The organism is Vulcanisaeta sp. JCM 16159 (genome assembly GCF_001316265.1).
GTDB lineage: Archaea > Thermoproteota > Thermoprotei > Thermoproteales > Thermocladiaceae > Vulcanisaeta.
In genome coordinates this window covers 1-26231 of record NZ_BBDN01000006.1, presented here as the reverse complement: position 1 = coordinate 26231, position 26231 = coordinate 1, and the positions used below count along the sequence as shown (strand labels likewise).

The 26231-nt window shown below is 46.6% G+C and carries 37 protein-coding genes, 1 tRNA gene and 5 pseudogenes; 27 read left to right on the top strand and 16 right to left on the bottom strand.

Annotated elements, in window-relative coordinates:
• Positions 1-20: 20 nt before the first annotated feature.
• Positions 21-1220, bottom strand: coding sequence for an MFS transporter (locus tag JCM16159_RS06685; protein ID WP_054857341.1), 1200 nt, complete (start codon positions 1218-1220; stop codon positions 21-23).
• Positions 1221-1376: 156 nt separating this feature from the next.
• Between JCM16159_RS06685 and JCM16159_RS06680 the strand changes: the two genes are divergently transcribed.
• On the top strand, positions 1377-3224 hold the full coding sequence (locus JCM16159_RS06680; protein WP_243666196.1) for a protease pro-enzyme activation domain-containing protein: 1848 nt from the start codon (positions 1377-1379) through the stop codon (positions 3222-3224).
• 109 nt (positions 3225-3333) lie between these two features.
• Here JCM16159_RS06680 and JCM16159_RS06675 read toward each other — a convergent pair whose 3' ends face one another.
• A complete protein-coding gene (locus JCM16159_RS06675; RefSeq protein WP_054857340.1) occupies positions 3334-3924 on the bottom strand; it encodes a MarC family protein in 591 nt (196 codons plus the stop codon).
• A 133-nt stretch (positions 3925-4057) separates the two neighbouring features.
• Here JCM16159_RS06675 and JCM16159_RS06670 point away from each other — a divergent pair, with 133 nt between their 5' ends.
• From JCM16159_RS06670 to JCM16159_RS06660, 3 genes are all read left to right on the top strand, one after another.
• Positions 4058-4378 (top strand): AbrB/MazE/SpoVT family DNA-binding domain-containing protein, encoded by a 321-nt coding sequence (locus JCM16159_RS06670; RefSeq protein ID WP_054857339.1) that lies wholly within the window; start codon positions 4058-4060, stop codon positions 4376-4378.
• Positions 4379-4431: 53 nt separating this feature from the next.
• Entirely contained in the window at positions 4432-4587 is a 156-nt protein-coding gene (locus JCM16159_RS06665; protein ID WP_054857338.1) for a 50S ribosomal protein L40e, read from the top strand.
• A 118-nt stretch (positions 4588-4705) separates the two neighbouring features.
• Positions 4706-5029: a hypothetical protein gene (locus JCM16159_RS06660; RefSeq protein ID WP_054857337.1), complete on the top strand. Its 324-nt coding sequence runs from the start codon at positions 4706-4708 to the stop codon at positions 5027-5029.
• A 192-nt stretch (positions 5030-5221) separates the two neighbouring features.
• Here the strand turns inward: JCM16159_RS06660 and JCM16159_RS06655 are convergent.
• Positions 5222-6600 (bottom strand): annotated as a pseudogene (locus JCM16159_RS06655) (bifunctional hydroxymethylpyrimidine kinase/phosphomethylpyrimidine kinase).
• A gap of 107 nt (positions 6601-6707) precedes the next feature.
• Between JCM16159_RS06655 and JCM16159_RS06650 the strand changes: the two are divergent.
• Together JCM16159_RS06650 and JCM16159_RS06645 are read left to right on the top strand one after the other, a co-directional pair.
• A complete protein-coding gene (locus JCM16159_RS06650; RefSeq protein WP_243666195.1) occupies positions 6708-7034 on the top strand; it encodes a hypothetical protein in 327 nt (108 codons plus the stop codon).
• Between the two features lie 93 nt (positions 7035-7127).
• Positions 7128-7424 (top strand): hypothetical protein, encoded by a 297-nt coding sequence (locus JCM16159_RS06645; RefSeq protein WP_054857336.1) that lies wholly within the window; start codon positions 7128-7130, stop codon positions 7422-7424.
• On the opposite strand, the gene JCM16159_RS06640 is transcribed toward JCM16159_RS06645, so the two are convergent.
• Both JCM16159_RS06640 and JCM16159_RS06635 read right to left on the bottom strand, forming a co-directional pair.
• Positions 7421-7756, bottom strand: a complete 336-nt coding sequence (locus JCM16159_RS06640; RefSeq protein WP_054857335.1) for a signal recognition particle subunit SRP19/SEC65 family protein — start codon at positions 7754-7756, stop codon at positions 7421-7423. The two genes, JCM16159_RS06645 and JCM16159_RS06640, sit on opposite strands and share 4 nt — an antisense overlap.
• A 41-nt stretch (positions 7757-7797) precedes the next feature.
• Positions 7798-8198, bottom strand: a pseudogene (locus JCM16159_RS06635) (30S ribosomal protein S8e).
• Positions 8199-8361: 163 nt separating this feature from the next.
• Between JCM16159_RS06635 and JCM16159_RS06630 the strand changes: the two are divergent.
• The 4 genes from JCM16159_RS06630 to JCM16159_RS15640 all read left to right on the top strand — a co-directional run bounded on the left by JCM16159_RS06630 (position 8362) and on the right by JCM16159_RS15640 (position 10197).
• On the top strand, positions 8362-9450 hold the full coding sequence (locus JCM16159_RS06630) for a (Fe-S)-binding protein (RefSeq protein ID WP_243666194.1): 1089 nt from the start codon (positions 8362-8364) through the stop codon (positions 9448-9450).
• A 26-nt stretch (positions 9451-9476) separates the two neighbouring features.
• Positions 9477-9719, top strand: a complete 243-nt coding sequence (locus JCM16159_RS15645) for a hypothetical protein (protein WP_367834360.1) — start codon at positions 9477-9479, stop codon at positions 9717-9719.
• 44 nt (positions 9720-9763) lie between these two features.
• Positions 9764-10072, top strand: coding sequence for a hypothetical protein (locus tag JCM16159_RS06625; RefSeq protein ID WP_243666193.1), 309 nt, complete (start codon positions 9764-9766; stop codon positions 10070-10072).
• Positions 10073-10080: 8 nt separating this feature from the next.
• Positions 10081-10197, top strand: a tRNA-Pro gene (locus tag JCM16159_RS15640).
• A gap of 435 nt (positions 10198-10632) precedes the next feature.
• Here JCM16159_RS15640 and JCM16159_RS06620 read toward each other — a convergent pair.
• Positions 10633-10995: a TA0938 family protein gene (locus JCM16159_RS06620; protein WP_054857334.1), complete on the bottom strand. Its 363-nt coding sequence runs from the start codon at positions 10993-10995 to the stop codon at positions 10633-10635.
• A 239-nt stretch (positions 10996-11234) separates the two neighbouring features.
• Between JCM16159_RS06620 and JCM16159_RS06615 the strand changes: the two genes are divergently transcribed.
• Both JCM16159_RS06615 and JCM16159_RS06610 read left to right on the top strand, forming a co-directional pair.
• Positions 11235-11627, top strand: coding sequence for a 30S ribosomal protein S8 (locus JCM16159_RS06615; RefSeq protein ID WP_054857333.1), 393 nt, complete (start codon positions 11235-11237; stop codon positions 11625-11627).
• 42 nt (positions 11628-11669) lie between these two features.
• A complete protein-coding gene (locus JCM16159_RS06610; RefSeq protein ID WP_243666192.1) occupies positions 11670-12254 on the top strand; it encodes a 50S ribosomal protein L32e in 585 nt (194 codons plus the stop codon).
• Positions 12255-12257: 3 nt separating this feature from the next.
• On the opposite strand, the gene JCM16159_RS18920 is transcribed toward JCM16159_RS06610, so the two are convergent.
• The 7 genes and pseudogenes from JCM16159_RS18920 to JCM16159_RS06585 all read right to left on the bottom strand — a co-directional run bounded on the left by JCM16159_RS18920 (position 12258) and on the right by JCM16159_RS06585 (position 16153).
• Positions 12258-12512, bottom strand: a complete 255-nt coding sequence (locus JCM16159_RS18920; RefSeq protein ID WP_367834359.1) for an alpha/beta hydrolase family protein — start codon at positions 12510-12512, stop codon at positions 12258-12260.
• Positions 12513-12556: 44 nt separating this feature from the next.
• Positions 12557-12990, bottom strand: a pseudogene (locus JCM16159_RS18915) (alpha/beta fold hydrolase).
• 132 nt (positions 12991-13122) lie between these two features.
• The gene (locus JCM16159_RS15630) at positions 13123-14172 is read right to left on the bottom strand and encodes a hypothetical protein (RefSeq protein WP_243666191.1); all 1050 of its coding nucleotides are present in this window, start codon (positions 14170-14172) and stop codon (positions 13123-13125) included.
• Positions 14173-14222: 50 nt separating this feature from the next.
• Positions 14223-14636, bottom strand: coding sequence for a hypothetical protein (locus JCM16159_RS06600; RefSeq protein ID WP_054857332.1), 414 nt, complete (start codon positions 14634-14636; stop codon positions 14223-14225).
• A 90-nt stretch (positions 14637-14726) separates the two neighbouring features.
• Entirely contained in the window at positions 14727-14969 is a 243-nt protein-coding gene (locus tag JCM16159_RS06595; protein ID WP_054857331.1) for a 30S ribosomal protein S28e, read from the bottom strand.
• A complete protein-coding gene (gene rpl7ae, locus JCM16159_RS06590) occupies positions 14966-15487 on the bottom strand; it encodes a 50S ribosomal protein L7Ae (RefSeq protein WP_054857330.1) in 522 nt (173 codons plus the stop codon). Before rpl7ae ends, JCM16159_RS06595 begins: the two co-directional genes overlap by 4 nt.
• Positions 15488-15549: 62 nt before the next feature.
• Positions 15550-16153 (bottom strand): annotated as a pseudogene (locus tag JCM16159_RS06585) (30S ribosomal protein S19).
• A 158-nt stretch (positions 16154-16311) separates the two neighbouring features.
• Here JCM16159_RS06585 and JCM16159_RS15625 point away from each other — a divergent pair.
• The 12 genes and pseudogenes from JCM16159_RS15625 to JCM16159_RS06545 all read left to right on the top strand — a co-directional run bounded on the left by JCM16159_RS15625 (position 16312) and on the right by JCM16159_RS06545 (position 23053).
• Complete coding sequence (locus tag JCM16159_RS15625; RefSeq protein WP_243666190.1) at positions 16312-17433, top strand: AMP-binding protein; 1122 nt, start codon at positions 16312-16314, stop codon at positions 17431-17433.
• A gap of 121 nt (positions 17434-17554) precedes the next feature.
• The gene (locus JCM16159_RS15620) at positions 17555-18289 is read left to right on the top strand and encodes a hypothetical protein (protein WP_243666189.1); all 735 of its coding nucleotides are present in this window, start codon (positions 17555-17557) and stop codon (positions 18287-18289) included.
• Between the two features lie 154 nt (positions 18290-18443).
• On the top strand, positions 18444-18845 hold the full coding sequence (locus JCM16159_RS06575) for a hypothetical protein (protein WP_243666188.1): 402 nt from the start codon (positions 18444-18446) through the stop codon (positions 18843-18845).
• A 207-nt stretch (positions 18846-19052) separates the two neighbouring features.
• The gene (locus tag JCM16159_RS15615; protein ID WP_243666187.1) at positions 19053-19217 is read left to right on the top strand and encodes a hypothetical protein; all 165 of its coding nucleotides are present in this window, start codon (positions 19053-19055) and stop codon (positions 19215-19217) included.
• 78 nt (positions 19218-19295) lie between these two features.
• On the top strand, positions 19296-19454 hold the full coding sequence (locus tag JCM16159_RS15610; protein ID WP_243666186.1) for a hypothetical protein: 159 nt from the start codon (positions 19296-19298) through the stop codon (positions 19452-19454).
• Positions 19455-19489: 35 nt separating this feature from the next.
• On the top strand, positions 19490-19822 hold the full coding sequence (locus tag JCM16159_RS15605) for a PaaI family thioesterase (protein ID WP_243666185.1): 333 nt from the start codon (positions 19490-19492) through the stop codon (positions 19820-19822).
• A gap of 17 nt (positions 19823-19839) precedes the next feature.
• Positions 19840-19971, top strand: a complete 132-nt coding sequence (locus tag JCM16159_RS18910; RefSeq protein WP_367834358.1) for a hypothetical protein — start codon at positions 19840-19842, stop codon at positions 19969-19971.
• Between the two features lie 156 nt (positions 19972-20127).
• On the top strand, positions 20128-20322 hold the full coding sequence (locus JCM16159_RS06565) for a hypothetical protein (protein WP_243666184.1): 195 nt from the start codon (positions 20128-20130) through the stop codon (positions 20320-20322).
• A 232-nt stretch (positions 20323-20554) separates the two neighbouring features.
• Positions 20555-21634: a hypothetical protein gene (locus JCM16159_RS06560; protein WP_054857327.1), complete on the top strand. Its 1080-nt coding sequence runs from the start codon at positions 20555-20557 to the stop codon at positions 21632-21634.
• Between the two features lie 11 nt (positions 21635-21645).
• Positions 21646-22173, top strand: a complete 528-nt coding sequence (locus tag JCM16159_RS06555; RefSeq protein WP_054857326.1) for a hypothetical protein — start codon at positions 21646-21648, stop codon at positions 22171-22173.
• Positions 22173-22609, top strand: a pseudogene (locus JCM16159_RS06550) (glycoside hydrolase family 38 C-terminal domain-containing protein); the annotation flags it as partial. The gene JCM16159_RS06555 and the pseudogene JCM16159_RS06550, both read left to right, overlap by 1 nt.
• A 3-nt stretch (positions 22610-22612) precedes the next feature.
• Entirely contained in the window at positions 22613-23053 is a 441-nt protein-coding gene (locus JCM16159_RS06545) for a glycosyl hydrolase-related protein (protein ID WP_054857324.1), read from the top strand.
• On the opposite strand, the gene JCM16159_RS06540 is transcribed toward JCM16159_RS06545, so the two are convergent.
• The 3 genes from JCM16159_RS06540 to JCM16159_RS06530 form a co-directional block, all read right to left on the bottom strand.
• On the bottom strand, positions 23048-23281 hold the full coding sequence (locus tag JCM16159_RS06540; protein ID WP_243666182.1) for an LSm family protein: 234 nt from the start codon (positions 23279-23281) through the stop codon (positions 23048-23050). The genes JCM16159_RS06545 and JCM16159_RS06540 overlap by 6 nt on opposite strands.
• Before the next feature lie 216 nt (positions 23282-23497).
• Positions 23498-23881, bottom strand: coding sequence for a hypothetical protein (locus tag JCM16159_RS06535; protein ID WP_054857322.1), 384 nt, complete (start codon positions 23879-23881; stop codon positions 23498-23500).
• A gap of 179 nt (positions 23882-24060) precedes the next feature.
• Complete coding sequence (locus JCM16159_RS06530; protein WP_054857321.1) at positions 24061-24276, bottom strand: hypothetical protein; 216 nt, start codon at positions 24274-24276, stop codon at positions 24061-24063.
• 1065 nt (positions 24277-25341) lie between these two features.
• Between JCM16159_RS06530 and JCM16159_RS06525 the strand changes: the two genes are divergently transcribed.
• Genes JCM16159_RS06525 through JCM16159_RS06515 form a run of 3 tightly spaced genes read left to right on the top strand, consistent with a single transcriptional unit; the run spans position 25342 to position 26190 of the window.
• Positions 25342-25653 carry a hypothetical protein gene (locus JCM16159_RS06525; protein WP_243666181.1) on the top strand — a complete coding sequence of 104 codons (312 nt, stop codon included), beginning with the start codon at positions 25342-25344 and terminating at the stop codon, positions 25651-25653.
• A gap of 16 nt (positions 25654-25669) precedes the next feature.
• Entirely contained in the window at positions 25670-26017 is a 348-nt protein-coding gene (locus JCM16159_RS06520) for a hypothetical protein (protein WP_054857319.1), read from the top strand.
• Positions 25999-26190 carry a hypothetical protein gene (locus JCM16159_RS06515; RefSeq protein ID WP_054857318.1) on the top strand — a complete coding sequence of 64 codons (192 nt, stop codon included), beginning with the start codon at positions 25999-26001 and terminating at the stop codon, positions 26188-26190. Before JCM16159_RS06520 ends, JCM16159_RS06515 begins: the two co-directional genes overlap by 19 nt.
• The last annotated feature ends 41 nt before the right edge of the window (positions 26191-26231 follow it).

Sequence of the window (26231 nt, the reverse complement as noted above, 5' to 3'; positions counted from 1 at the left end):
GTAAAGGAGCAGTATATGTACTATGTACCGTGGACAACCCTAATCTTATTCTCAATGCTCCTGAGCAATACGTAGAATAGTACCACAGCGATGGCGTAAAGCATAGACGTTATGTACAAGGGCAGGTCTAAGTAGCCGGTATCCATCAAGTAACCACCAATGCTGGGACCCACGGCTCGCGGTATTGAGGATATCATATTCCAGATGCCAAATACCCTTCCTCGTTCCTCCCTAGGTGCTAGCTCATTAATGAGCGAGGTTAGTAATGGATTTGCCATGTTCATGAGAGTGTTCCTAATTATGAATAGGACCAGTAATAGTGGTAGGTTGTATATTGATGGCATTATTGCTAGTACTCCCGTAGCCAATCCCTCAAGTGTCACCACGGAAATTACTCTACTATGTAGAAATCTCGATATTGTCGGCGCCATTAATGTACCCAGGGCGAGCGTGGCATTGGATATGGCGTACACAATACCCAGGTTTGCAATGTTTATGTGGAACTTAAGGTAGAACCAGAGGCTGAATAATGGTATTATCACCCCAGCTCCAAGGCCAATTATTGCCTCCGGCATAAGTCTCTTTATTAACCACGATGAGCGCAGCTCACCTAGGTCCTTAAGGCTGATCCTCTCGATCTTGGCATTAACAATGGCTGGATCCAAATGTTTAATCGCATTGAGCACTAAGGGTATTGTTAAGTATACGGCGGCTGCCTCAATGACGAAAATTAGTTCATAACCAAGATGTCCAAGGTAACTGGGTAACACAGTAATTGCTGATCCAACAACACTAAAAATTACGTTAAAGGAGGATGATAAACTAAATACCTCGTCAGAAATACCTCTTTGCTTGGCATATTCACCGACTATGGCTGTTAACACTACGTACCTATTAAACAAAGCCGACATTAGGTATGCCGCCGACACGATTATGGGCACACCAGTAACCATTAGGAGTATTAGGGATCCGCTGATTATTGATAGCATTGCGAAGAGCCTAATGCGATCCATGAGGTCCGTTAGATATCCAACAATTAATGAACCGAGGGCGTTCATTAATGAGAAAAGACCAAGGATGATGCCGATTAACGTGGTTGACATACCAATACCTAGCATGTATATTGATAAAATGACCGAATTAGCACCCCAAATAATTCCGCTTAATGAATTGGCTGTTGCCAATAACAGTCCAATGCGATCAACTCGTCTTAATGACATCCCGGTTAAATTAGGAGGAGGCGGTATTAATAAGGTGTATTTTTCATTTAGAGATAGAAAGCTCAAAGTAAATAGGCATGTAAATTAATTTGGTCAAAGTATAGTATGAAAATGAGGGAAATATTTAAAAATAAATAGGGCTATCAATCGCTCAATATGGCAGGTAAAAACCCAGTTAAAACCCTGGTAATAATCGCAATAGCCTTACTAATTCTGGCAGCATCAATAGCTTATGCGCAGCAGGTGTCGCCTCAATACCTCACATGTACTGAGGTTATTCCCGGTGTTCCTGGTTCGACGCAGAGTCATGTGATTGTTTGGTTCTGGCTTAGTAATGTCACAACGCCTAACGGGCTTGACTACCTCCTTTATCAAGTGTATTATAACCCGTCGAGCCCCTACTTCCACAGTTTCATCACGCCTCAGGAATTCGCCAGTTGGTACTCGCCACCAAGCAGCGTTGTTAGTTACGTGGTTAACCTGGCCCAGCAGTACGGCTTAACCGTTAATTACACCTTCCCAATGCTCATGGAGGCCACGGGCAGTGCATCGGCAGTGGACAACTTCCTAACAGCCCTCGAATCAGCACCAAGTAATATACAGCAATGGATAATAGCCGGTGAATGCATGCCACTCGGTTACTTCACGGCTAATTCCAAGGCGCCTGCCTATAAGCCGCAGTATACTGCCGTGCGTTTAAACACCACGGGCATAAACACGATACTAAAGTCAAGCGCCATAAAAATAAATGGAAAGCCAATGCAGATAATGCAGAATCAGGTAGAGATATGGCTGCCCCAGGGCTTGGAATTCATGTATGATGAATTGCCGCTCTTCAATAATGGCTACTCTGGCCAGGGCTTGACCATAGCCATTGTTGATGCCTTCGGCGACTTTAACCTAACCCTAGCCAACCAATACATCTACCAAAGTACTGCATGTCAGGACTTGGCAACCTTCGATACCATATTTGGCTTGCCGCCAGCCTCGTGCCAGGTCATCTACCCAACAGGTACGCCAGTGCTCACTCCATATGACTTAAGCACTGCGGAGGGCTGGGCCGTGGAGAGTGCCCTCGATATTGAGTATGCCCACACAATGGCTCCTGGTGCCAATATACTCCTCGTTGTATCGCCTACGTCGGGTGATGACTTGTTCGTCGATGTGGAGTACGTGGTCGCTAACCACTTAGCCAAGTTCATAAGCCTGAGCTGGGGTGCCTACGAAGACATGTTCTACTACCCACCGCCAAGCTACAACCTACTCTATGGCTATGACGAGATATTCATGCAAGCAGCCGCGGAGGGCATTGGGGTATTCGCCGCATCCGGCGACAGCGGTGCCTTCGACACTGACTGGCTTTATCTTAACATGACTATGGAACCCAGTGTATTATACCCAGCCAGTGATCCATGGGTGACCGGCGTCGGTGGCACAACACTTTACGGAAACATCACAAACACGGTGACCATTCGCATCGAGTACGCCTGGAATTGGAATAGCACTTACCTATGGGGTAGTGGCGGTGGTTACTCCTTCACCTTCCCAGAAACCCCTGGTCAGTCACTGATAAACATAATCTATGAAAGAGTGCGTGTACGTGAACCTGACCTGGGCGTTGTCTTCTACACGGTTGGGCACAGGGGTGTGCCGGACATTGCGGCTGACGCTAATCCATTCACGGGTGTTATAATAGTCCTTAACGGTACAGTATTCCCATACCTAATCGGAGGCACCAGTCTAGCCACGCCATTGTCGGCGGGCATGACGGCGACGATACAGAGCTACCTTGGCAGTTCATTTGAGATAGGTGACTTGGCACCAACCCTATACCTACTGTATTACTACTACCCGTATGAGTTCTATGCATTAAGTTCCGTGTATCCAACTAACGAGTTCTCCACGGGCATATCTGGGGCGATGTTCCTAACACTCTTTGGCCAAAATGGGCTTTACTACGTCATACCAGGTCAATGGAACCAGTTGATGGTCTTGGGCAAATAAACACCTACGGCCTAGCCTACCTACTTCAGCAATTAGTTGGTTAATCACAAATAGGGTGAGTTGGCCCTTTAAAACTCATTTTTGCTTATGTTTCATGTTTAATAAGAAATTAAACCAATAATGCGTCCTTGGCCCCCTCTATTATTAGCGATACGGCCCAAGCCATTATGATTAGGCTCATGAACCTACCAATGAACCTGAGCATGTTACTGCCCATGAGCCTAATTATTGCGAAGCTAAACCTAATTATTAAGTAAGTTATTAGGGACGCAATGAGTATACTTATTATGACCTCGGGAATTCCGTAGTACGTGGTGAAGAGCATCACGGAGGTTATCGCGCCAGGCCCGACAAGCATTGGCGTCACTATTGGCGTGAAGATGAAGTCCTCAGGGCTTAGGCCCATGGTCCTTGGCGCGCCTTCCCTGAGTGTGTCAATGCCTATTACGAGGAGTACTATGCCGCCAGCTATCCTGAAGTCAGCAATACTTATATTAAAGGCGGTCAATATGTATGGCCCAGCCACTGCAAAGGTTATCAGTAATGATGGGACAGCGATGGCAATTATCCTAAGGGCCCTCCTAAATATCTCAGGTTTATCTATACCCGGCATGCTAATCATTATTGGCAGCGCACCAACTGGATCCACTATTGCGATTAGCTGGGCGGTCATTATTAATACGTCAATTGCGATACTCATCGTTCAATAATAGTGACTAAGTCCTTTAAAAGAGTTCACCATGTATGTTATTCAACACATACGCATTATAATTCTAATTTTCTGGACTTAATTAGAAACTTTAATAAATTAATTTAACAACCATGCTCTTGATATGGCATCAGGAATTTCTAGGATAAGGAGAGTTAGGAGAAGCATGGTAATTACTAAACTACCATATGTAACGAATATATACATAAATTATCAAGTCCTGATACCGGCAAGCTTAGTTAAGTCTCTCAATATCGAAAATGCCCTATATGCAAACATAACCATTGAGTACTTCGGCCAGGAGATAATGCTTGAGAGGGTTAAGTTGCTGAGGACTCGTAACACGGCCAGTAGGCAATTCACAATTCCAAAGGAGGTGAGGGAGAAGTACGGGATAAAGCCTCTTGACGAGATTAAGATAAAGTCCATAGTGATTGTTGGATAAGTGTGATTTAATGAGGTAAAAATATAAAAAGGCCCTTAACTCCATAGGCACGTATGCCCATTAGCGACCCTGAGAAGCTTAGGATAGCCGTTGAGCATAGGTTCAATTACTGGATATGCAGGGAGTGCGGGGCCAGGAACCCACCGGGTGCTGAGAAGTGCAGGAGGTGTAAGAGTAAGAACCTAAGGCCCAAGAGATTTAAGAAATAAGCATGCAGTTAATAAATTCCTAAGGTATTTTAAGGTATTACTGGGTTTACGTACTTATACCAAGGGTACTTTAAAGGACTTAGATAAAAATATAAAGAGGTAGCCTAAGCTTTATGTAATGGAAGACGAAGATAGATACGAAGAGGAGCCTGAAAATGAGGAAATTAATGAGGAGAGTGATGGAGGGTCCATTGGCAGTGAAGATTACTTATCACTTATTGATAAGGCGCCTGAGTGGAGTGTTGGCGTGATACTTTACAACGGCAACGCCTACCCACTGGCTAAGTCCAAGTACAAGAGAAGTGAGTACTACTTTTCACCGAGTTGGAGACCTGTGGCTAAGAACGTGAATGGCGAGGTCGTGGTACTCAGGGATGGCAAAGTAAGCAAATACAAAATAAGTAGGCGCGGAGACAAGTATCTGCAGGTTGTTTTGGTCTGATAACGCCTTATCCGGCATTATTAAAATAGAGACCTCTCGTTTTGCCGTAACTTCGCGTTCAAAGACCTCAATTCATTAACTGATTCCATCGGTTCAATGTAAAAACCATACTATTTTGAGGAACCTAAATGTGATTGAATGCACTTTATCCCCTAATTTTGGGCGTTGATGAGCATGGCTCCTGCCCTATCTTCAATGTTGCTGTTGTTTCCCATAAACATGCCCCAGTATCGCCAGTAACTTACTAATAACCTCCGTTGGGCTTCTACCGAGTATTACGATCTCTGGTTCCTTACCCCAATCACCAAGGTGGTAAATAATGTCGGGGACCCTGCCCCCGTTCTTTATGGCTTGTTCAGTGCCCCAGGGTATTGAAGCGCCCTCCCTAGCCTTAACGTCCGGTGCTCCTGCCTCCTATCATAACCACTAACCACATAGCCAAGCTCTCTCGCGGCCTCTATCACCCTATCATCATACTTAATATTCATTGCAGACCTGATCTCCGGGTTGTACTTCATTGCTGTGAGTATGTAACTAGCGACGTGAGAGCTAACGCCAAAGGTTGGTGGGCCACTTGGCCTGGCCCTTCCCATGTACCTAACTATCCTACCCGGCACCGCGGCGACGTCATTTAAATCCCTGGCATAGAAGGCAGGTAATGAGTAGCCCAGGTTTGACTGGACCTCGGGTATGTAATTCCCAATTATGTCGGCATTCTCTTCAATCATTCTCAATGCCTTGTTCATCTCATCAATAACGTCAGCCCTATAGGCCTAAGCTCAAGCCATGCCATTGGATTGACGGTCCATGGCCATGCCCAAGAGGTAATGAGTACTTAATGGCCGTGGTTATTAACTCCTTAGCCAACTTAATCGCCTCCCAGGGATCCAGGCCCCTTGCTAGGCCGGCGGCTATGGCTGCTGAAAATGAGCAGCCAGTCCCGTGGGTGTTCTTGGTATCGATCCTCGGAGCCCTCAACTCTCTATACTCGCCCGAATCCCTGAAGTAAACAATGTCAATACTCTCATTGCCTGTTAAGTGGCCGCCCTTAACAATGACAATCTCTGGGTGCAACTCCTCAGCGATGGTCTTGGCAGCCCTCTTAGCTTCGTCAAGGGTATCAACATGAAAACCAGCTAGATGCGATGCCTCGGGCGCATTTGGGGTCACAACCTTGGCGATGGGTATTATAACGCGCTTCAGGGTCTCCATTGCCTCAGGTCTAATTAGTGGGTCACCACTTTTGGCGTACATGACAGGATCAACAACCAGCGGGAATCCCCATCTTCTTACTGATCGAGCTACCGCCTCCATGATAGGCGAACTACTTAGCATGCCTGTCTTAGCGGCATCAACGCCTATGTCCTCGGCGACCGCGTTTATCTGGGCCTCGACTATTGATGGGTCGATCTCTTGAACGGCCCTGACACCTAGGGTGTTCTGAGCGGTAACTGCTGTTAGGCTACCATGCCATAAACACCGAGGGCGTGGAATGTCTTTAAGTCCGCCGTAATACCAGCGCCGCCGCCGGAGTCCAGTCCCGCTATTGTCAGTGCCCTTGGTATCTTCATGCAAAATAATTCACTTATTATGATTTTATAAAGCTTTTATCAGTGCTAGCACCACGTGAGAGTAGGCTGAAAGTAATTAATTAATCGAAATGATAATTAAGGTATTGGTGAAGGAAATGAGGAAGGCCCTGGAGGTATTCCTCGTGATATTAATCACGGTGGTAACTCCATTAATAGCGCATGCATCACAGAGCATAGGCGACATTAATAATGCTGCGAGTAATGTAACGAACACGATAAATAACTTCATGAATTCAATAACCAACAGTACAGAGAACGTGATTAATGATGCACTTAATAACTTAATATCCTTCACCAACTTTCTTAAGAACGTGATATATAATGCATCGACGGTACTCGCACTACTCTTCGGTATTATCGGAGGCTTCCTATGGCTATCAGGCATTAGCCCTACCGTGGACGCAGGCTCGTAATATCTGCAATATTACTTGCGTTATTGGCTATTGTAATAGTCCACATATGAGTGAGCAATTAATATATAGTGAATTAATAAATCAGTGGTGCATATGTTCATAGACCTCCTCAAGAGCATGGGTTTCAGGAAGAGTAATAATGATAATTCCTGGCTTAAGGATTATGGAAACAACGTGACGCTTAAGGTCATGCCCACCGACTTAAATGAGGTAGAGATTGAACTTAACATGCCAATACCAGCAGATCTTAACCCAGATTTGTCGAGTGATCCTAAGGACTTGGTATATTTAATAATGAGCATGCCAATCGACAAGGACCTGCTACAATCACTGCATAATGCATTAAATGATTTAGTGAGCCTGAGACTAATAATGGTTATGAGCAACTAGGTGCCTCTCCCCTGCTGCGTGGATTGCCTAACCCTTATTAATTCCCTGGCTATGATCATGAGTAACCTTCTCTTATTTATCGAACCAAACCTCCTAATCGCAGAGTCCTTCCTCACTGCGACGTAGCCATAAGGCCCCTCAAACCAATTACTCGGGTGTTTCTTATCGCTGTAAACCTCAAACTCAAGGCCAAGGTTACTAACTGCCTTTGTTAACTCATCAATTGTCGGTGACTTCACGGCCACACTACTAGGCACCTTCCTACCAAGGCCCCTACTCTTGCCAGCGTCAAAGTAGGCAACCCAAATAATCCAATAATCCTTCTTATCCACGATTAAGCAGGAGAACCACTAATTAATAATGCTTTACCTAATTACTTCTCAAGGAGTACGGCATTTACCACACCGTCTTGCCCAGGCCTTGACGTGACCACGGCCCTACCCCTCTCGGTCTCGATAATCGTGCCCTTAACAATGATATCCCTCTTAGCCAATTCCCTATTCGCCGGCGTCTCGAGTACCCTAAGTATCTTCACCTTAACGGCCTTACCCTCCTTGGGAATGTATAGGTTAGCATATTGCGCACTGACGACCTTAACCTTAACATTACCACCAAAGACCCTAAGCACGTTCCTAACATCGCTATTGGATAATGTGGTATTGGTCGGTGGGCCACCACCAAGCGCCTTCCTCTTAACCTTATACGGCCTAGCCTATAACCACCACTGGGCTTCTTGGAATCCCTGTCCTGGTAAAAACTCAGTAGCTTAACCACGAAGTCCCAACGCGGGCATTGCCTTTAAAAGATTTTGCCTCGTGGAATTAATGGTGATGATGCGTCCCGTTGCGGAATAATGACGAACCTAACTCCTCGCTGAGGTGCAGATTTTGCACATACAATAATGAATTAAGGCATTGATAAAGCAATGAAATAGGCAATGGGTAGTGCCTCAATTAATGAGTATAGGCATGAGAAGGCCTCTCCAGACCTAATTGAAAGGCTCCACAGTAGGGTTAGTATTAGGCTAAGTGGGCAGGGCATTAATGGGTTTAGGGAATTGCTGAGGAGGAGGTTGCGCGAGAATAGGAACCTAGCTATCTCGCTAAGCCTATGCATGGGCTGCGGCGCATGCCTAACGGTATGCCCCGCGTACTTGGCAACGCATAATATCAAGAATTCACCACTCGGTAGGATAGCCCTGGCCAGGTCATTAGTTCGTGGTTCCATTAATGAAAACTCAATAAACGAGGCATACACGTACTTCTGGCAATGCCTAACATGCAGGAGATGCGCCTGGGCCTGTCCCTTCGGCGTCGATGTTGCTGATATCTCGAGGACCATTAGGTCGCTACTCTACGAAATAGGCCTGGCGCCTAATTACGTAGCGGGAGTAATAAACAACCTTGAATCCATGGGGAATTTCCTCGGCTTACCTGAGGACGTAATTAAGGAAGTAATACTAAGCGTGGTCGATCAAATCAAGCATGAGAAGGGCGTTAACGTCAAGGTTAAGGTTAATGAACCCGCCTACGCCATGCTTCTCCCATCGGCCTGTGCGGACTACACGGTTGCCGTAAACACGCTTAAGGGCTACATACTACTACTCAATGAGCTGGGCATAGACTTCACCCTAAGCACTAGGGTGCCTGACATAACGAATTATGGCCTATTCATGGATGAAAGACACATGAGACTCATTGCGGAGAGAATAGTCGAGGAGTCGCGTAGATTAGGCGTGAAGTTAGTGATAGCCGGTGAGTGTGGTCATGGTTGGAGAGTATTCAAGAACTACGTGGTACCAAGGCTTAAGGAGTACGGTATCGAGGGGACGCACATACTCTATATAGCCGCAGACGCCATAAGAAGGGGTTTAATTAAACTGGATGCGTTGGTCAATGGCGACTTGACTTACATGTACATGGATCCATGCCACTACGCCAGGGGCGGTGACCTTGTTAAGGAGCCGAGGTTCATATTGAGTAATACCGTGATGCGTTATGCGGAATTGAATGATAAGCCGAACTAGCCATATGCTGTGGAGGAACAAGTGGAATGCTGGCTAAGGAAATGGAGGAATTATCCATTAAATACGCGGAGCTCTGGTACTTAAAAGCCATTAATAAGGGCGCGGATTGTATTGTAGTACCATGCGCAGCCTGCAAACTACAGATGGATAGGGTATTACCAAGACTAAATAAATTGTACAACCGTAAATTAACATTCACAGGGCTAATGGACCTAGTGTATAAAGCCATGATACCGAAAAGCATCGAAAGGCAAATCACCTCTCCCTAATCCTATGGACAACACCTTTAATTAAACCCCTCTATCCCAGCCCAATGATTGACTACGCGTTTTATAAACGCGTCATGGAGTTTCTAGCCAGGTACCTAGGTCTTGAGAATGAGCCATTATACATGAAGGTTCTTCGCTATGACAATGTATTAAACGGTGTTAAGGTTCTAATTGCCATTTACAGAGTAAGAACGAATGAATTAATTACCTGCTGCGCAGTAAGGTTTGACAATACGATGGGTAAGGCCGAACGACGTGCAATGAGGATAGGGAGTACGTGGAGAGGGTGTATGAGGAGATGGCTTAACGAAAGAAGCAATACACTGAAAAGCTTAAAATTGCTCATGGAATGATAACTACGGGGGCCGTAGTCTAGCCTGGCTAGGATGCACCAGGTAAACCTGGGTCCAACGGCCTGGGGAACAATCCCCGTCCAGCACGCCGGTGAACCCGGGTTCAAATCCCGGCGGCCCCACCACAAATCGTTCATAATTAAATACGGGTTCATTGTCATTATTAATGACATGAAAGATCATGATCATTGCTCATGGCTGTGGGTCAGGCGCACGTTACATACTCATTTCCTGAAAAGATTCTGTGCTTTTTGGCGTATCCTTTAGGATTATTCCTCAATGCATTATAGTCTCCTTAAAACTCCTTGCTTATTTGGGTCTTTAAATGATTCTAGGTCTCTTCACTCACCATAATTATATCAGGATTATATCAGGTATTTTGAAAGATCATTAATCCCCTGTAAAGTTCTGCATCTATAAAGTCATCAGCATTTCCTTAAAGGAGTTTAAAACCTCATTATTAAAACCCTCTTGAACTCCTCATCATAGTCCCTCCTAACCTTATAATACAGACCGGCGCTCATTATATTAAATCGCTCATCATTTATTACTTACATAATTTATTGCTCGGACAAGTTGAATATTGATTCGTTTATCGTCACCACCCTACCATCATAATCCTCAACTCTTATGTTTCTTTCACCACCATTTATGGAAATGAGCACGGTCTTCACCCTGCCAATATTGCCTATCGCGATAGCCCTCTGTATTACCCTCCTAAACTCCTTATAATGGTCTCCACAACAAAAGTATAGCTTGGCACCAGCGACTTCCTGGTAGGTCCCACTCCATGGCTTACCGCATACCTTACACCTAAGTGTTCCATCAATACTCAGGTAGGTGCCTGTCTCCCTATTGTCACCACATAATGCGCACCCGGTGTGCTCATCACCAACCTCCCTGCCATTAATTAGTACCCTCATAATACTAAGTCGTTAGTTATCCTGATTTATTGTGTTTGCGGCTTCTAATCTTTTATGAACAGTTATATTTATTAATATTTATTTCAATACAAATAAATATATTACACACAGCCAAACATTTAAACCCGCCCCACGTATTTCTAACCGTGATGTTAGGGAGTACGGCTGAGGGTTGATGACGTGGTCCTTCGCTGACGACTTAGTAAAGTTTTTAATTTGTGTCTTTGACCGTTGGTTGTATGGTAATGCTTGATGTCTTGGCGAATGCGTTGACGATGATTAAGAATGCGGAGGTTAGGGGTCATAGGGAGGTAATTATTTGGCCGTCTTCCAAGCTAGTGGGTAATGTTCTCAGGGTTATGCAGAGGTATGGCTATGTTGGCGAGATTGAGTTTATCGAGGATGGTAGGGGTGGTAAGTTCAAGGTTCAACTCCTCGGTAAAATAAACGATGTTGGGGCCATAAAGCCCAGGTTCAGCGTTAAGGCCTCTGAGCTAATGGAGTGGGAGGAGAAGTACCTACCTGCCAGGAACGTAGGCATACTAATACTCAGCACCTCGAAGGGTGTGTTATCACACCTTGAAGCTAGGCGGATGAATATTGGGGGTGTGCTCATCGCCTACGTCTATTGATGGTAGTAAATTTAAAAAGGGCATTAACAAGGTGCTTCTGCGATGTCTACGGAGGAGAGTAAGCCAACGGGGCAGGAAGTACAACAGCAATCAACGAGTGAGCAAGCCACCCAGCCGGAGACTCAGGTGCAGTCTCAGCAAGCCCCTGAGCAGGCGGTGGCTAAGCCCGAGGTTAAGGAGGTTAGGTTGCCTAGGCCCAGGGTTTCACTGGGTGGTAAATTGAGGCAGTTGTTGAGGCTTAGGTTGTTGATGGAGAGGAGGGAGCCACGTTGGATGAGGATGGATGAGTGGAGGTACTTGAGGGTTGCCCATGGTGAGCATTGGCGTAGGCCCAGGGGTGATGATAATAAGATTAGGCTTGAGATTAAGGGTTACCCGAAGAGGGTTAAGGTTGGTTATGGAAAGCCAAGGCTGGTCAGGAACCTACACCCAAGTGGTTTTAGGCTTGTGATTGTTCATAGGCCTGAGGAGGTTGATAGGGTTGACCCAACGAGGGAGGCGATAGTTATTGGTAGGACCGTCGGCCTTAGGAAGAGGATCGAGATTGTAAAGAGGGCTATTGAGAGAGGTGTGAGGGTCATTAACGTGACAAAGGACGTTATTGAGGAACTAAGAAGAAGCCAGTAATCCTCAAGTCTTTAACTTCTCATTGAACCAATCAACGATAGTCCTTAGCCTAACTATCCTGTGGCTGGGCTTACCGGATCTAGAAAGGTCATGGTTCTCCCCAGGGAAAACAACCATCCTGACCTCCTTGCCAAGGTACTTGAGTGCTGTGTATAGTTGTATTGCCTGTTCGAACCAGCATCGGTAATCCTCGAGTGAGTGTATTATCAGTAGCGGTGTCTTGACGTTCTTCACGTACATAATCGGTGACTTAGCCATGTAGCTCTCGAGGTAAGTCCAGAAGTCCCTATTCTCACCGCCGCCTATTTGGTCATTGGCGAAGTAGGCCCTATGTCACTGGCACCAAAGAAGCTTACCCAATTGGATATTGACCTATCGGTGATGGCTGCCCTAAACCTATCCGTATGCGTTATTACCCAGTTGGTCATGAAGCCGCCGTACGATCCACCAATGACGCCCAGCCGATTTGGGTCTATGAAGTCGTAATTCCTAACTACGTAATCAAGACCTCCATTAGGTCCTCATAATCCCTCTCACCATAATGCCCGCGTATGTCCGCGAATTCCTCATCATAACCATCACTACCCCTAGGATTCATGAAAATCACGGCAAAACCCTCACCAGCCAATAGCTGGAATTCAAACATGAATGAGTAGCCATAGGCCGTCTTTGGGCCACCGTGAATCTCCAGGACCGCTGGGTACCTAATTTCCTGCCTAAGCCCCGTAGGTCTCATTAACCAGCCCTCAACCTCCCTACCATCACTGGCGCGGAACTTGAAGGTTCAGGTCTCGAGAGCTCTACCGAGTTGACCCAGTCATTGAAGTTCGTTACTCTCTCCTCACTGCCATTGAACCACCTATATAGTTCAGTGGGCCTCAGTGTCCATGGATATTAAGTAGATGGTGCCGTCCATCATGACCACGAAATCCTCAATACTCCTTTCGCCGCCAACCACGGACTCGACACCGCCATTGACGCTAGCCCTAACGAGCTTTGTTGACCCACCATCCATCATTATGAAGTAGACCCAGTCATTAACCCACTGAAGCTTTATTGGCGGTGGTGATCCCCTAACATCACTATTTAGGCCGTTACCAACATTCCTATCAATGCCCCTCATTAAATCAATAACCTCACCACCCTCGGGTCTCACAAGTAATACGTGGTTATGAGTTGCAAGGCCCCTATGAAGATCATTACCAACAAGTGCCAGGTACTTACCATCCAGTGACCACCTAATTGCCGATACACTATAATTACTAAGGATGGTGTGTCTCTCATTGGTTTCCAGGTTTATTACCCAAACCTCATTCCTATAGGGCTTAAACTTATCGGTGCTCACGGCTATGGCCACCCTCCTACCACCAGGCTCAACATCGTAGGAAACAACATCAAAGTCTCCATTGGTTATCTGTTTAACAGAGCCGCTTAAGTCAAGCGAGAACAGGTGCGACCTAAATGTGTGTATGAATCCCCTGCCATTAAACCAGAGGGGCCAATCATCAACGTATTTAACATCTTCCTGGACAGGACCCACATTACTAATGAAGTACATGACACCATTAATAATACGTAAATCATTAACTCCACCACTAACATAGGCTATTTTCATGGCCTCACCACCATCGAATGGCAGGTACCAAACCTCAACACCAGGCTTGTCCTTACTAAGTCCTCTCTTGGATAGGAACACCAAGCCCTTACCGCCTAAAATTCTTGGTGAGAAGTCACTATTACCCCTAGTGACTTGTCTCAGGGACTTACCATCAAAGATCCAGACGTTCCTTTCGTAATCCTCCATGGAATCCGCGATTTTAGAGACCGTGAAGGTGAGGACACCACCATTAACATCCGCATTTAAATCATGGATCATCCTTACCAATCTTAAGTCCTCAAGCATCAACTTCCTAACCATTAATAATACGAGAAGTCCTTAAGCTATTAAGATTTCACCCAGGGCAAAGATCAATGAGTGAATACACTGGTCATAACGATTATTAGAAATACGAGTTCAGAGAGTTCGTAATAACCATAGTACTTAAGATTGTTGCGGTTACGTGATAAGTAACTTAATGCGCCATTCACGTATAGGTAAGCTCCACCGACATGTATTACTAGAAACAACGTGATTATGCCCAGCAACACCATACTGTAGTGGCTAAGTAGTGCGTAGTTTAGGAGTATCACGTAATAGGTGCTTTCATAAAAAGCTATTGGCAAGCCAATAGGCCTTGGCACGGTTAAGTACCTCAGACTAATTAATGCAAATGCCGCATGTATAAGGGCCATGGGTACTGTGAGAATAAGCATTAAATCTGTGGGTGACACATTGCCATGCAATACTGCGGTGTTAAATCCCTTATTTACGTGGTTAGGCATGGTTTTACCACCGTAATTAGTACCGAGAAGTCCAATGGGAATGAGAGATTAGGTCGTGGTTTAACAAATAATAATGAATATAAACAATGTTTATTTAACCGTTAGCTTCCTGGCCTCTCTCTCGGTCTCCCTCAACATCACAATGTCTCCAACCCTGACCGGCCCCTTCACGTTCCTAGTTATTACCCTACCCTTGTCCCTGCCCTCGAGTATCCTAACCCTAACAATACTGACCTCGCCGGCAATACCGGTCCTACCCAGTATTTGAACTACCAACGCGGCGACGGAATCCTCATACGGACTAAACCTCTCGGCCTTCGTCTCCTCACTCACTTAGATTCACCCTTCCTGGCAGCCCTCTTGGCTGGAGCCTTCTCAGCAGGTGGTGCGGCCTGTGGTTGCGGTAGTTGTATTGGGTTGAGGCCGGCCTTAACCCTAACATCATTTATCTGCCTAACAAGGTTATCCAACTCAGCCGATGCTTGGCCTGGGTCTATGATCACGGCAGATGCCGCCGAAGTGTTCTGCAATCCAGCGGCCTTGCCAAGTCTCTCCTTACTCGGTACATAGACGTACGGCACGCCCTTCTCCTCGCAGAGTATTGGTAGGTGTGCAACAATCTCCGGTGGGTCAACGTCCTCGGCAATCAGGACCAACTTAGCCAACCCTCTCTCGACTGCCTTTGTCACTTCGTTAGTACCCTTCTTGATTTTACCGGTTTCTCTGGCAGCTGACAATACCTCATAGGCCTTCTCAGCTATTTCCTGCGGTACTGCGAATCTAACGTAAAATGGCTTCCCCTGCGGTGGGTTCGCGTAAAATGTCTTCGGGTCTACACTTACTGTTGCCATACTCGTCTAAATCGTGAAATTGGCATTTATAAGTATTTTTCAATACGAAGTAATGAAGGGAATTACTTCGAGGCTATGTGCAGCGTACTCCTCGTAGCCTTGAGACCAGGTTCACCGTGCTGCACTATCTTCGACGTTATCGCGTACTCACCTAGGTAGTGGCCGACGTGCCATGGGCTGATCGTGACTGGTAGGTACGTAATGCCGTTGTAGACGGCAATCGTTAAACCAACCATCTCGGGTAGTATTATCATGTCCCTGGCATGGGTCTTAAGGGTTACCTTCTTGCCCTCAGCCATGAGTTTTTTTGGCTCTCCTAACCTTCTCGAGGAACTTCCTATGCTCAGGCTTTAAACCTCTCATTAATGACCTCCTCTGCCTAGCCGGTAATAACTTAATGAACTCCTCCATGGACATCTTAGAGATCTCCTCAAACGTATAGCCCCTGTACCTAAATCCCTTCCACTCCTCCTGTGGTATCACGGCAGCGGTTAACCAACCCTTCCTACCAGCCTCTGCACCTTCCTCTTCCTCCTTAGTTGCCGCTGCGGCGGCTGGCGCGGCCGCCGGCTTCTCGGCAGCCTTCTCCGCCGCCTTACCAGCAGCCTTGGCTCCAGCCTTCTCCTCAGCCTTACCCGGTGCCTTTGTCTCTGGCTTCTTCGACATTCAAAACCGCAGTAATTACCTTATTTATAACTTTTACTCGTTACGTGATTTAGGCTTTGTTCATTATTTTACATAATTAAAGCGATAACAAAATGAATTAATTTTAATAAGGTATTAACTCTATACAATACCAATATGGCGGAAGAGGTAAAAACTCTTTGGCAGCCAATCAAGAGATAATTAAGAACTCAAACATGTTGAGGTTTGTTAATTGGCTTGGTGAGGTTTTTGGCCTTAGGTTTGAGGTTTCCATTGATGACCCTTTAAGGAATGTGGGTAATTATGATAGGCTTTGGAGGTGGAGTGTTGAGGATCTCGAGAACTTCTGGGTCAGTATTTGGCGTTACTTCGGTGTTATCCCCCACTCACCCTATACTAAGGTTCTCGAGCCAAAAACCATGCCTGGGGCCCGCTGGTTCACTGGTTCTAGGCTTAATTATGCGGAGCACGTGTTTAAGGCTGCCCGTTGGGGCGAGGAGGCGGTGATCTACGTTAGGGAGGATGGGCTTAGGAGGAGCCTTACGTGGGACCAGCTGTATAGGGAGGTTGCTGCCTTGGCTGATTGGCTTAGGAGTGTTGGTGTTGGCAGGGATGATAGGGTCGCTGCGTACGTTAGCCAGGTCCCGGAGGCCGTGGTGGCATTGCTGGCCACGGCAAGCATTGGGGCCATTTGGGTTGGGGTTGGTGCCGAGTTGGCGCCTAGGGCCGCAATTGATAGGTTTAATCTCCTCCAACCCAAGGTGTTGATTGCGGTGGATGGCTACCCATACAGGGGTAGGGTGTTTGATAAGTACGGTGACATTAAGCAAATAGTTGACTCGGTACAGAGTATTGAGAGGGTCGTCGTGGTACCGAACACGGGGGACTCAGTGAAGCTAAGTCTTGGTAAGCCAGTGCATGATTGGAGGGAGGTCACCGGCAGGAGGGGTGTTGGGCTTTCCTTCGAACCCATGGAGTTCAATGAACCACTATGGGTGTTATTCACGTCGGGGACTACGGGTATACCGAAGCCCGTGGTCCACAGCCACGGTGGCGTCCTCCTCGAGGCGTATAAGGTTGGTCTTCACATGGATTATAAACCAAGCGATAAGTTCACTTGGTACACGACACCTTCGTGGATGATGTGGAACTTCACGGTTAATGCCCTGCTCTTTGGTACGACAATACTATTCTATGATGGTGATCCAACGGCCAGGAACTTCGAACCTACTGGGAGATTACGGAGAAGGAGGGTCTCACAATACTTGGTCTCAGTGCGCCCTATATTCATGCCGCCATGAAGTCCACCATAGAGCCTGGCAGGCAATTCAACCTAAAGACGCTTAGGGAGATTGGCTCAACAGCAGCGCCACTATCGCCTCAGGGCTTTGAATGGGTTTACACCAAGGTTAAGGAGGACGTGTGGCTGGCGCCAATAAGTGGTGGTACGGATGTTGTCTCGGCATTCGTTGGGGGCTGCCCAATACTGCCCGTGTGGAGGGTGAGATGCAGTGTAGGTGGTTGGGGGCTGCGGTCAATGTGTATAATGAGGAGGGCAAGCCCGTGGTTAATGAGGTTGGTGAGTTGGTCATTGAGAAGCCAATGCCGTCAATGCCCATCTACTTCTGGAACGACCCAGACTACAACTGGTATAGGGAGTCCTACTTCAGCATGTTCCCGGGTGTGTGGAGACATGGTGATTGGGCCATGATAACGGATAGGGGCACGATAATAATCAGTGGGCGTTCAGACTCAACAATAAAGAGGAAGGGTATTAGGATTGGGACCCTTGACATATACAAGGTCGTTGAGTCCCTGCCTGAGGTCGTGGGTAGCCTAGCGGTTGAGGTCAAGAATAAGTTAATACTCTTCGTAGCCCTGAGACCTGGCCTACAATTGACTGAGGAATTGAGGAGGAAGATAAACGACGCACTCAGGAGTCAGCTGGGGCCTTACTACATCGCAGACTACATAATACAGGTCCCAGACATACCAATGACGAGGAACTACAAGAAGCTTGAGGTCCCCATTAAGAAGGTCCTAATGGGCTGGCCCATTGACAAGGCCGTGAACATAAACGCCGTGCTAAATCCCGAGGCCTTTTACGCCGTTATTGAAGCGTTAAAGCCGTACATGGACGAAATAATGAAGGAGTGATGCCCCTTAAACCTTAGCTATTTATTTTATAAAATATCATGGAAATAACCGAGTAGTTAATGGACCAAGGCTCAGGAGGGTATATGCAAAGTGCGTTGTCGAGGTCGAGCGCGGGACCCTACCAGACCTAGTCAATGACAGGTATGATTATTTAATGATAGACCTGGCGAGCATAACCTACGGCCTCAGGGACCCAAGGACATTCCTAGTGAACGTTAGGCTTGCCCTTGATTACGACTACCTAAGGCCAAGCGTGGTATTCGTGATTGATTACTCAAGGCCTGAGCATAAGGCCGTCGCCGAGGTCAGGGTTAAGTGGCTTAGGGAGTTAAGTCTCGATTACATACTAGCGGAGGACGAGCCGGCCGAGGTTAGGGCCGCCAAGGAATGCTTGAGGAGGGGTAGGTGCATAGTCCTGAGTAGGGACTATGACCCACTTACCGTGATGGATGAGATGATACAGCCAATAAAAATAACCGAGAGGGCATGGATAAACAGGAGAATAGCGATAAATAAAGAATGCCTAAGTAATTATTTAAAGGAGAAAAATAATTAATGGCTAATACTGAGTATTTTTATTTACTCATTTAAATAAATATATATGCTTAATTCTCGTTAATTTTGTTTCCTATAGGAATTAGGCTGTTTCCTGTTTTTATATTGAATTCACGGCATGAGTATTGAAAGTGTGCTTAGGGAGGTTATTGAGGAGTGGTGAACGCTTAGTAATTATCCCAAGTACCTGGAGGAGTCTTACTACGTAATGCTTATTCGAAGGTTTAGGTTCTCAAGTAGGGAGATCATTCAACAGCCAAGGAAGGTATACCTAATAGATACTGCGTACTTCAGGAGGAGGCCCATTGGAACGATGATGGAGAGCGTGGTTGCAGTGGAGCTAATGAGGAGGGGTTTGGTTATAATTACCTGAAGGATAAATAATTACGAGGTTGATTTCATAATTAATAAAGAGCTTAGGGAGTACGTCCAAGTCGCCCACGCCTCGGCAATGGACGAAATCAATAAGAGGGAGTTCAGGGCCCTGGTTAGGACTAGTGAAGTGCTTAGGCGTGGAGTGGCTAGGGCAATTAGTTGGGACTTGGAGGATGAGGTCGAGGGACTCAGAATAAAGATAACGCCACTCTGGAGGTGGTTACTCACGGGCTAATGCTTAAAGCCCACGGCCATAATGCCAAACCGGCAATGCGGGAATTGATGTGTGAAGCGGGCAATGACGAGTTGTTGAGGACAATGAAGGCCATTGAGGAATTAAGCCCCTACTGGACATTAATAGGGATTAGGGTTGAGGATGTGGGTAGGGACTGCGCCATAGGCCTTGTGGAGGTGGACAGGAAGCACCTACAGGTACTGGGTACCGTGCACGGAGGAGTTCATGCAGCGCTAGTCGACGCAATGGCCTGGGTAGCCATAATAAGCCATTACTACCCAAGGTACGTGATCGCAGTGACCACAGACCTAACCGTGAAGTACCTAAAGCCAATAAACGAGGGTGTGCTGAGGCAAAAGCCAGGATAACACACATTAAGGAACCAATGGCGCTAATAACAGCGGAACTAAGGAACAGAAACAACGAATTAATAGGGACGTCAATAATGACGTACTGGATAACACCAACAAACAAGACACTAAGCGACTTAATAAATGAATTAAGAAATAAGTCATGAACCACATTGGAAGATTTTCGGAGGTTTTTCCTTAGGTTGTTCCGTGGCAAAAATTTTGCCACGGAATGATTCAGGGAATAAGTCTCTAAATTCTTTTTCATGGTTTGTTTTTCGTGGTTTGTGCGTTGTTTTTATATTGGCGTTTGTTGATTGTTGTTGGTGTTTGTGGGTTTTGATTTGAGGGATGTTGGTGGTGTTAGGACTAAGTTGTTTTATCTTGAGGCTGCCTCAATAATGGGTGTCGATGTCGTTAATCTTGAGGCCTGTGGCGGTGCTCTCTGCGGTTCTGTCGTGGTTAGGGATTTTGGTGAGCCTTGGTTTTTCGTGGATGTTGTTGGTGAGGGTACCTGAGGGTTGATGATCTTCAGTTCGCCGTTTTTAACTACGGTGATGAGGGTGAGAGTAGGTGGGTTAGGGCGTCCCCAGGTAGGCACTCCCTGTCGCTTGTTTTATCCCCTGTTAGGATGTTTGGTGAGCGTAGGGTGAGCTTCAACGGTATGTACATTGTTTATAGGGAGCCTTCACTGTTCAACTTTGTCCTGAGGCTAAGCTCCTGCTTGATGTTGCCGAGGCCTTCGAAGACTTGAGGACTGACTACCTCAGGGTGCTTAATGAGGCCCTTGACGTGGTTCCCCTGGACTCCGTGGCCAATTGGCAGTTGGAGTTTGCGGTTAGGGCGCACATTGTTGAGCCTCCCGGCTTCGTTAGGGCATTGTTTAATTATTACGATATTAAGGAATTGACGCACCTGAGGCCGCCGGACTTCAATGAGCTTGGTAGGGCTGCCAAGGAGGGTTTGAGGGTACTTGAGGAGGGTATTGGGGAGTTGAGGGTTAGGAGGGGCCACAGGGGCGTCGTGTATGTGGCGGGCCATGCGCACATTGATCTTGGTTGGTTGTGGAGTAGGGATGTGACTAGGGAGAAGGTTAGGAGGACTATCATCAATGTCCTATCACTGCTCCAGTCCTACCCAGAGCTCACGTTTCTGGTATCAAACATGGCGTACCTAAGGTGGCTTGGTGAGGATGGGGATTTGTGGGCTAGGGTTAGGGAGGCCGTTAGGGCTGGTAGGATAGTGCCAGTTGGTGGTATGTGGGTTGAGAGTGATGTTAATTTGCCTGGTGGTGAGTCTTTGGTTAGGCAGTTCCTCTATGGACAGAGGTTCCTCCTCAGGGAGTTTGGGTTTACGACGGAGATTGGTTGGTTGCCGGACACCTTCGGATTCCCAGCCTCACTACCACAAATACTCAGGAAGGCGGGGATCAGGGTTTTCTTTGAGCATAAGATGTATTGGAACACGGTTAATAGGTTCCCATACTCCGTATTCCTGTGGGAGGGTATTGATGGTTCGGTGATACCCACGATTAACTACGCAACCTACGGCGCTGACCTAACGCCTAGGCAAATAGCCAGGGCTTGGTCGGACCACACAAGCCCTGAGCTGCCGGCCTTCCTACCCTTCGGTAAGGGCGATGGTGGTGGGGGACCAACGTGGTTAATGCTCGAGAGGTATAGGGCCTATAAGGACTTACCCGGCATGCCAAGACTCGTAATGGGCAATCTAAGGGATTTAGTTAATGAGGTTGTTAAGGATAACTCATTACCGAGGTGGAGGGGTGAACTATACCTTGAGATTCACAGGGAGTCTACACCAATGGCATAAGGCTCAAGCAGTTGGTTAGGGCCCTCGAGAATAGGCTCAGGGAACTGGAGACCTTCAGCGTAATCGCCGGCATCAGGAGGAGTTATGAGGAGCTTTGGTACCCACTACTCGAGGCTGAGTACCACGACCCAATGGGGGCCACATCGACTAAGGCGGTCTATGAGGAGGTAATTAACGAACTTGAGGAGGACCTGAGAAGGGCCTGTGAGGAGTTAATGAGTGTGCTAAGGAAGGCCCTTGGCACGGGCCACTCCGTAACTATCGTAAACCCACTGCCCTGGACCCGAAGGGAGTTGGTCATGGTTAAGGAGGAACTGAGCGGTGTACCAACGCAGAAAGTCAACAATGGTTACCTAACGCTAATTGAGGTCCCAGCCCTTGGTTGGAGGTCCTTTGAGAAAGGCGCGGGGAATTCCTCGGGCGATGTTACTGTTGGTAGTAATCTTGTTGAGAATTCCGTGATTAGGGTCGTCTTTGATGGCTCGTTGAGGATCTACGATAAGGAGGCGGGTAGGTGGGCTGTTGAGGACGGTACCTAATGGCTTGTGAGGACATGCCCAGTAGGTGGGATGGTTGGGACATAGATGCCTACTACAGGAGGGTTTGTAGGAGGTTGGAACCCACGGGCTTCAACATCGTGGAGAGTGGGTCATTGAGGGGATGCATCGAGGTTAATTACGTGTTTAGGGAGTCGAGTATTAGGCAGAGGATTTGTGTGGGCGCCTTCAGTAGGCGTGTTGATGTGGAGAATGAGGTTGACTGGAGGGAGAGGTTAACACTACTCAAGGCAGTTTATAGACTGGGCATATTCGGGCAAAACGCATCCTTTGAGATACCCTATGGAGTGATCAATAGGCCAACGAGGCCCAGCAATACCTGGGAGGTGGCTAAGTTCGAGGTACCTGCCCTGCGCTGGTCGATGTTTGGGACCCGGACTACGGCGTTGCCATACTCAATGATGGTAGGCAGGGCTACTCGGTGGAGGAGAATACCATTGCAATAACACTGCTCAGGTCGCCCATTTACCCAAACCCATTCCTGGACTACGGCCATAACGAGTTCACCTACGCCATATACCCACACCCAGGTGATTGGAGGACCGCTCAAGTGCCCAGGAGGGCCTACGAGTTCAATCAACCACTAATTGTCGTTGAGGATACAGCAGGCGGTGAATCCTCATTCCTCGAGATTACGAACCCGGCAATAATGCTCGAAGCCCTCAAGTGGGGTGAGGACTCGGGAATTACCCTGAGGCTTTACGAGACCTACGGGGTAAATGCGTGCACCGAGATCAAGGGCTTCATCGGGGGTGATGGCATTGAGACGGACCTCCTCGAGCTAAATAATTACGGCAATGCAAATTTAGGCAGCCTATGCTTCAAGCCCTTCGAGATAAAGACCATACTCATCAAGTCATGAGGTTGACGGACTAATAAAAAGCACGGTGTCACCCCTAATAATCATCAAGCCACTCTTAACACCACCCTTCGGATTAATCTCCTCCGTATTCGTAAGCAGCAGGTTAAGGTGCTGGTCATAACCAACGAGGACACCCCTAATCTCGGTACCATTCCTAAGCTTCACTAGAATCACCTTATTCAAACTCTTCTGCAACTCCTCATTAACAATCTCCATACAGCGAGGCATTGGGACTAACTCAAAAAAACAATATTTTAAAGGTTAATCTTCACAAAACAACCCGCGAAAAGTATGTACGTGATTAATTAATGCATAATGTACTTATAACGAGCAATAGATTAATGAATCCATGAACTATGATAATTATGATGAGGTGAGTATTGATTTAGGCATGAATTCTTTCCATGCTCATTAATTGATATGAATATAGCCACTTAACATAAATTATGGGTTGATTATCGGGCATCTTATAACCCTTAATATTGTGGCTAAGTATGGTGTTGCGGTGACCCTAACCTGGAGCTTTAAATCATTTATGCGAATCTCCACGATTAATTCAGCGGCGTCAGCACCCTTTATAGGTATTAGGTCCCAGGGTTCAGACTCAATGATACCTCCCATAAGGACTTGCCATTTACTAACCTCATTAATGACCTCTTGCGGACATTGAAGCTTTGAAAGAAGACCATTGATTAAGATATTAAAGTCTGGGTACCCACCAACGGGTGGGCCCATGGTGACGTCAAATACGAAAATATTTATTTCTGCTTCACAACCATTAGCCAGCACTATATGTCCTGGCTTCGCCAGTAATGTTCTGAATTTCATCTAATAATCACCAACTTCATAGTCTCTTTAATGTGTTGCCATTATAATGATATCGGTATTTCCGTATAATCCCTGCCTCAATGTATGTACAGGGCTTTAACGAAATAATCGGGACAACCCGTTTAACTCTAAATTTAAGAGTAAATATCATTAGCAATTGAATTTCCAACTCAGTCTCTTCATACCTTTCCGACGGCATTTAAAACCAGCACCAAGGTGCCACTTCTCGAGGCATAGGCTGTGTAGAATTCAATGTTTGAACCATTTTTCCTAACTAGGTGTATTTCATCATTTACGCTTACTACGTAGAACACGCCATCCCTAAGTTCCTTAATTTTAACCTCATTATCATTGGCAATATTTGGATCGTAAGTGAGCAGGAGGGCATTCCCCACCTTTACTTCATAATTTTCAGGTTCTATGATTATCGCATCATGATAAATAAAGCCAAGATTCGAAGCAGAACCACTAGTCCCAAATGCAATACCTGCGAGATAAGCGACATGATATGGATTCTACCCCAAAGAAGTTTTAATTCTTTACTCGTTTACTCATCAAGCTCAAACACGAGCCGAGGAAGCGGCAACCCCCAACACGCAGAAACCAAAACAACACAAACAATGAAGAAACAACAAGAATTAAAACCAAAACACAAACCATAAACAAAGTCCACCCACACCTAGGGCGTGTGGCAACGGTTCTTGTGTATGCGTGTTTGTTCGTAAATCATTTAATTATTTAATCATTTAATTAGAACTTTATATTTGCCTAAAATGGCCATTAGGACTGTATTTAGTGTTTAATTTCTTAAGGATGTGAATTTGGAGTTGGGGTTCCTCCCCATGCCCCTACTTAAGGGCATGGATCATCGGTTCCCCCACTTGGATTTTGAGTAGAGCCCTCTTTTCGATGTCTAGAATCGCAATTGAGTCTCTACCACCCTCAAAGCCACAATGGGTATGTTAAGTGTTGGATATGACTTAACTCGGTAATTCGTTGGTTGGTTTGTCTTGTCGCTAAAACGTGTTTGTGATCTTTAAAACCAGGCTTAATGGTGCCGTGGATTGCGAGGGAGGTCCTCAATGGTTGGGGATTAACCCATAGCCAGCACTCATGAATCCCTAAACAACTCGTCTAAGTACCTCATTGCCTTGCTTAAGACTACCTCTCGCTCGTTTGCTTCATCCCGCATGCGTACCTAACCTTGACTATTCTCGGCTCGTTGCTTGTTATGATGTACGTGAGTTTGTACCTTGGCTTGAGTAGGTCACTGCTCAACGCCTTTACCTACCTAATCATCCTGACTTCCCTATTCATGGCCTCGAGGTAATAGTCTCCGTCGTACTCCATGTTCATGCCCCTCTACGTGGACCAAGGCCCTCTCTTCAATTGCCTGCTTAAGCCTGTTTAGTACTGGTTTGGTAGTGATTCATTAGTCTCGTTGGGAGTTAAATTCATGGATGTCTCCATGGCTCTTGAAGCCGTTAAACCAAGGATTTGCTGGGGAGTCAAGGTCAGGGGGTGAGAAGAGGTTAAAATGCGGTGAGGAGATCAATGAACCAAGGGTCATTGAGGAAGTAATGAAGTTAATCAATGAGTTCATGAATAGGGTCGAGAAGCATAGGAGCGTGTTGCTGAGTGGCGAGAACACGCCGTTTGACGAGTCAATCAAGGCGTTGAGTGATTGGTTGCTAAAGATTGGGGAGGAGATTAATGAGAGCAACGACGAAAACATAGCCAGGCTAAGGAAAGCGATGCTCAAAAGCCTATAGGCATGAGCTTGAGGAGTTGAGGAACAGCAGAGCCAAGGTATTAATTAGCGGTGAGCCGTTTGACGGCAATAAGTCATTCATGGCGCACCTATACACGGAGAACCTAGCTATTACCATAAACAGAGTCGCCAAGTCGGGTAGTATAACGATAACGCTGTACTTAACTGGCCTCGAGGGTTTTCGCGTTATCACGCCAAAACTGCTCGATGATGGTAAGCTAAGGGCGACGCAGTACGGGCTATTGCTGACCGACGGCTCGATTCATAAGAGGGCTACCCAGAGATGGGTACTAACCAGCTCTGGCAAGCCATCGCCTGGCTCATTACGTGGCCTGGGAGGAACTACATGTACATTGATGGCGTGAGCCTCAATGATGGTGATGCAAGCATTAAGTGGCACTTAATGGCTAATGACCATAGGGGTGTGTTCGAGGGCAAGGTCGAGGCTGCTAAGCGAGCCAGCGAGTTAGGCGATGATGACTTCATGGTCTTCTTGTTATTTGCTGTGCTCGGCGATGGCGACATCAGCGTTAGGTGAAAGTCAGTTAGGCTTGCAATGGGTAAGATGAAGCGTGAGAC

What these genes read in the sequence shown, in the direction of transcription:
- JCM16159_RS06685 (WP_054857341.1), bottom strand. Translation starts at nt 1,220, where the DNA reads ATGTCATTAAGACGAGTTGATCGCATTGGACTGTTATTGGCAACAGCC.
- JCM16159_RS06680 (WP_243666196.1), top strand. Translation starts at nt 1,377, where the DNA reads ATGGCAGGTAAAAACCCAGTTAAAACCCTGGTAATAATCGCAATAGCC.
- JCM16159_RS06675 (WP_054857340.1), bottom strand. Translation starts at nt 3,924, where the DNA reads ATGAGTATCGCAATTGACGTATTAATAATGACCGCCCAGCTAATCGCA.
- JCM16159_RS06670 (WP_054857339.1), top strand. Translation starts at nt 4,058, where the DNA reads ATGGCATCAGGAATTTCTAGGATAAGGAGAGTTAGGAGAAGCATGGTA.
- JCM16159_RS06665 (WP_054857338.1), top strand. Translation starts at nt 4,432, where the DNA reads ATGCCCATTAGCGACCCTGAGAAGCTTAGGATAGCCGTTGAGCATAGG.
- JCM16159_RS06660 (WP_054857337.1), top strand. Translation starts at nt 4,706, where the DNA reads ATGGAAGACGAAGATAGATACGAAGAGGAGCCTGAAAATGAGGAAATT.
- JCM16159_RS06645 (WP_054857336.1), top strand. Translation starts at nt 7,128, where the DNA reads ATGTTCATAGACCTCCTCAAGAGCATGGGTTTCAGGAAGAGTAATAAT.
- JCM16159_RS06630 (WP_243666194.1), top strand. Translation starts at nt 8,362, where the DNA reads ATGGGTAGTGCCTCAATTAATGAGTATAGGCATGAGAAGGCCTCTCCA.
- JCM16159_RS15645 (WP_367834360.1), top strand. Translation starts at nt 9,477, where the DNA reads ATGCTGGCTAAGGAAATGGAGGAATTATCCATTAAATACGCGGAGCTC.
- JCM16159_RS06625 (WP_243666193.1), top strand. Translation starts at nt 9,764, where the DNA reads ATGATTGACTACGCGTTTTATAAACGCGTCATGGAGTTTCTAGCCAGG.
- JCM16159_RS06620 (WP_054857334.1), bottom strand. Translation starts at nt 10,995, where the DNA reads ATGAGGGTACTAATTAATGGCAGGGAGGTTGGTGATGAGCACACCGGG.
- JCM16159_RS06615 (WP_054857333.1), top strand. Translation starts at nt 11,235, where the DNA reads ATGGTAATGCTTGATGTCTTGGCGAATGCGTTGACGATGATTAAGAAT.
- JCM16159_RS06610 (WP_243666192.1), top strand. Translation starts at nt 11,670, where the DNA reads ATGTCTACGGAGGAGAGTAAGCCAACGGGGCAGGAAGTACAACAGCAA.
- JCM16159_RS18920 (WP_367834359.1), bottom strand. Translation starts at nt 12,512, where the DNA reads ATGGCTAAGTCACCGATTATGTACGTGAAGAACGTCAAGACACCGCTA.
- JCM16159_RS15630 (WP_243666191.1), bottom strand. Translation starts at nt 14,172, where the DNA reads ATGGTTAGGAAGTTGATGCTTGAGGACTTAAGATTGGTAAGGATGATC.
- JCM16159_RS06600 (WP_054857332.1), bottom strand. Translation starts at nt 14,636, where the DNA reads ATGCCTAACCACGTAAATAAGGGATTTAACACCGCAGTATTGCATGGC.
- rpl7ae (WP_054857330.1), bottom strand. Translation starts at nt 15,487, where the DNA reads ATGGCAACAGTAAGTGTAGACCCGAAGACATTTTACGCGAACCCACCG.
- JCM16159_RS06575 (WP_243666188.1), top strand. Translation starts at nt 18,444, where the DNA reads ATGATAGACCTGGCGAGCATAACCTACGGCCTCAGGGACCCAAGGACA.
- JCM16159_RS15615 (WP_243666187.1), top strand. Translation starts at nt 19,053, where the DNA reads ATGCTTATTCGAAGGTTTAGGTTCTCAAGTAGGGAGATCATTCAACAG.
- JCM16159_RS15610 (WP_243666186.1), top strand. Translation starts at nt 19,296, where the DNA reads ATGGACGAAATCAATAAGAGGGAGTTCAGGGCCCTGGTTAGGACTAGT.
- JCM16159_RS15605 (WP_243666185.1), top strand. Translation starts at nt 19,490, where the DNA reads ATGCGGGAATTGATGTGTGAAGCGGGCAATGACGAGTTGTTGAGGACA.
- JCM16159_RS18910 (WP_367834358.1), top strand. Translation starts at nt 19,840, where the DNA reads ATGGCGCTAATAACAGCGGAACTAAGGAACAGAAACAACGAATTAATA.
- JCM16159_RS06540 (WP_243666182.1), bottom strand. Translation starts at nt 23,281, where the DNA reads ATGCCTCGCTGTATGGAGATTGTTAATGAGGAGTTGCAGAAGAGTTTG.
- JCM16159_RS06535 (WP_054857322.1), bottom strand. Translation starts at nt 23,881, where the DNA reads ATGAAATTCAGAACATTACTGGCGAAGCCAGGACATATAGTGCTGGCT.
- JCM16159_RS06525 (WP_243666181.1), top strand. Translation starts at nt 25,342, where the DNA reads ATGTCTCCATGGCTCTTGAAGCCGTTAAACCAAGGATTTGCTGGGGAG.
- JCM16159_RS06515 (WP_054857318.1), top strand. Translation starts at nt 25,999, where the DNA reads ATGTACATTGATGGCGTGAGCCTCAATGATGGTGATGCAAGCATTAAG.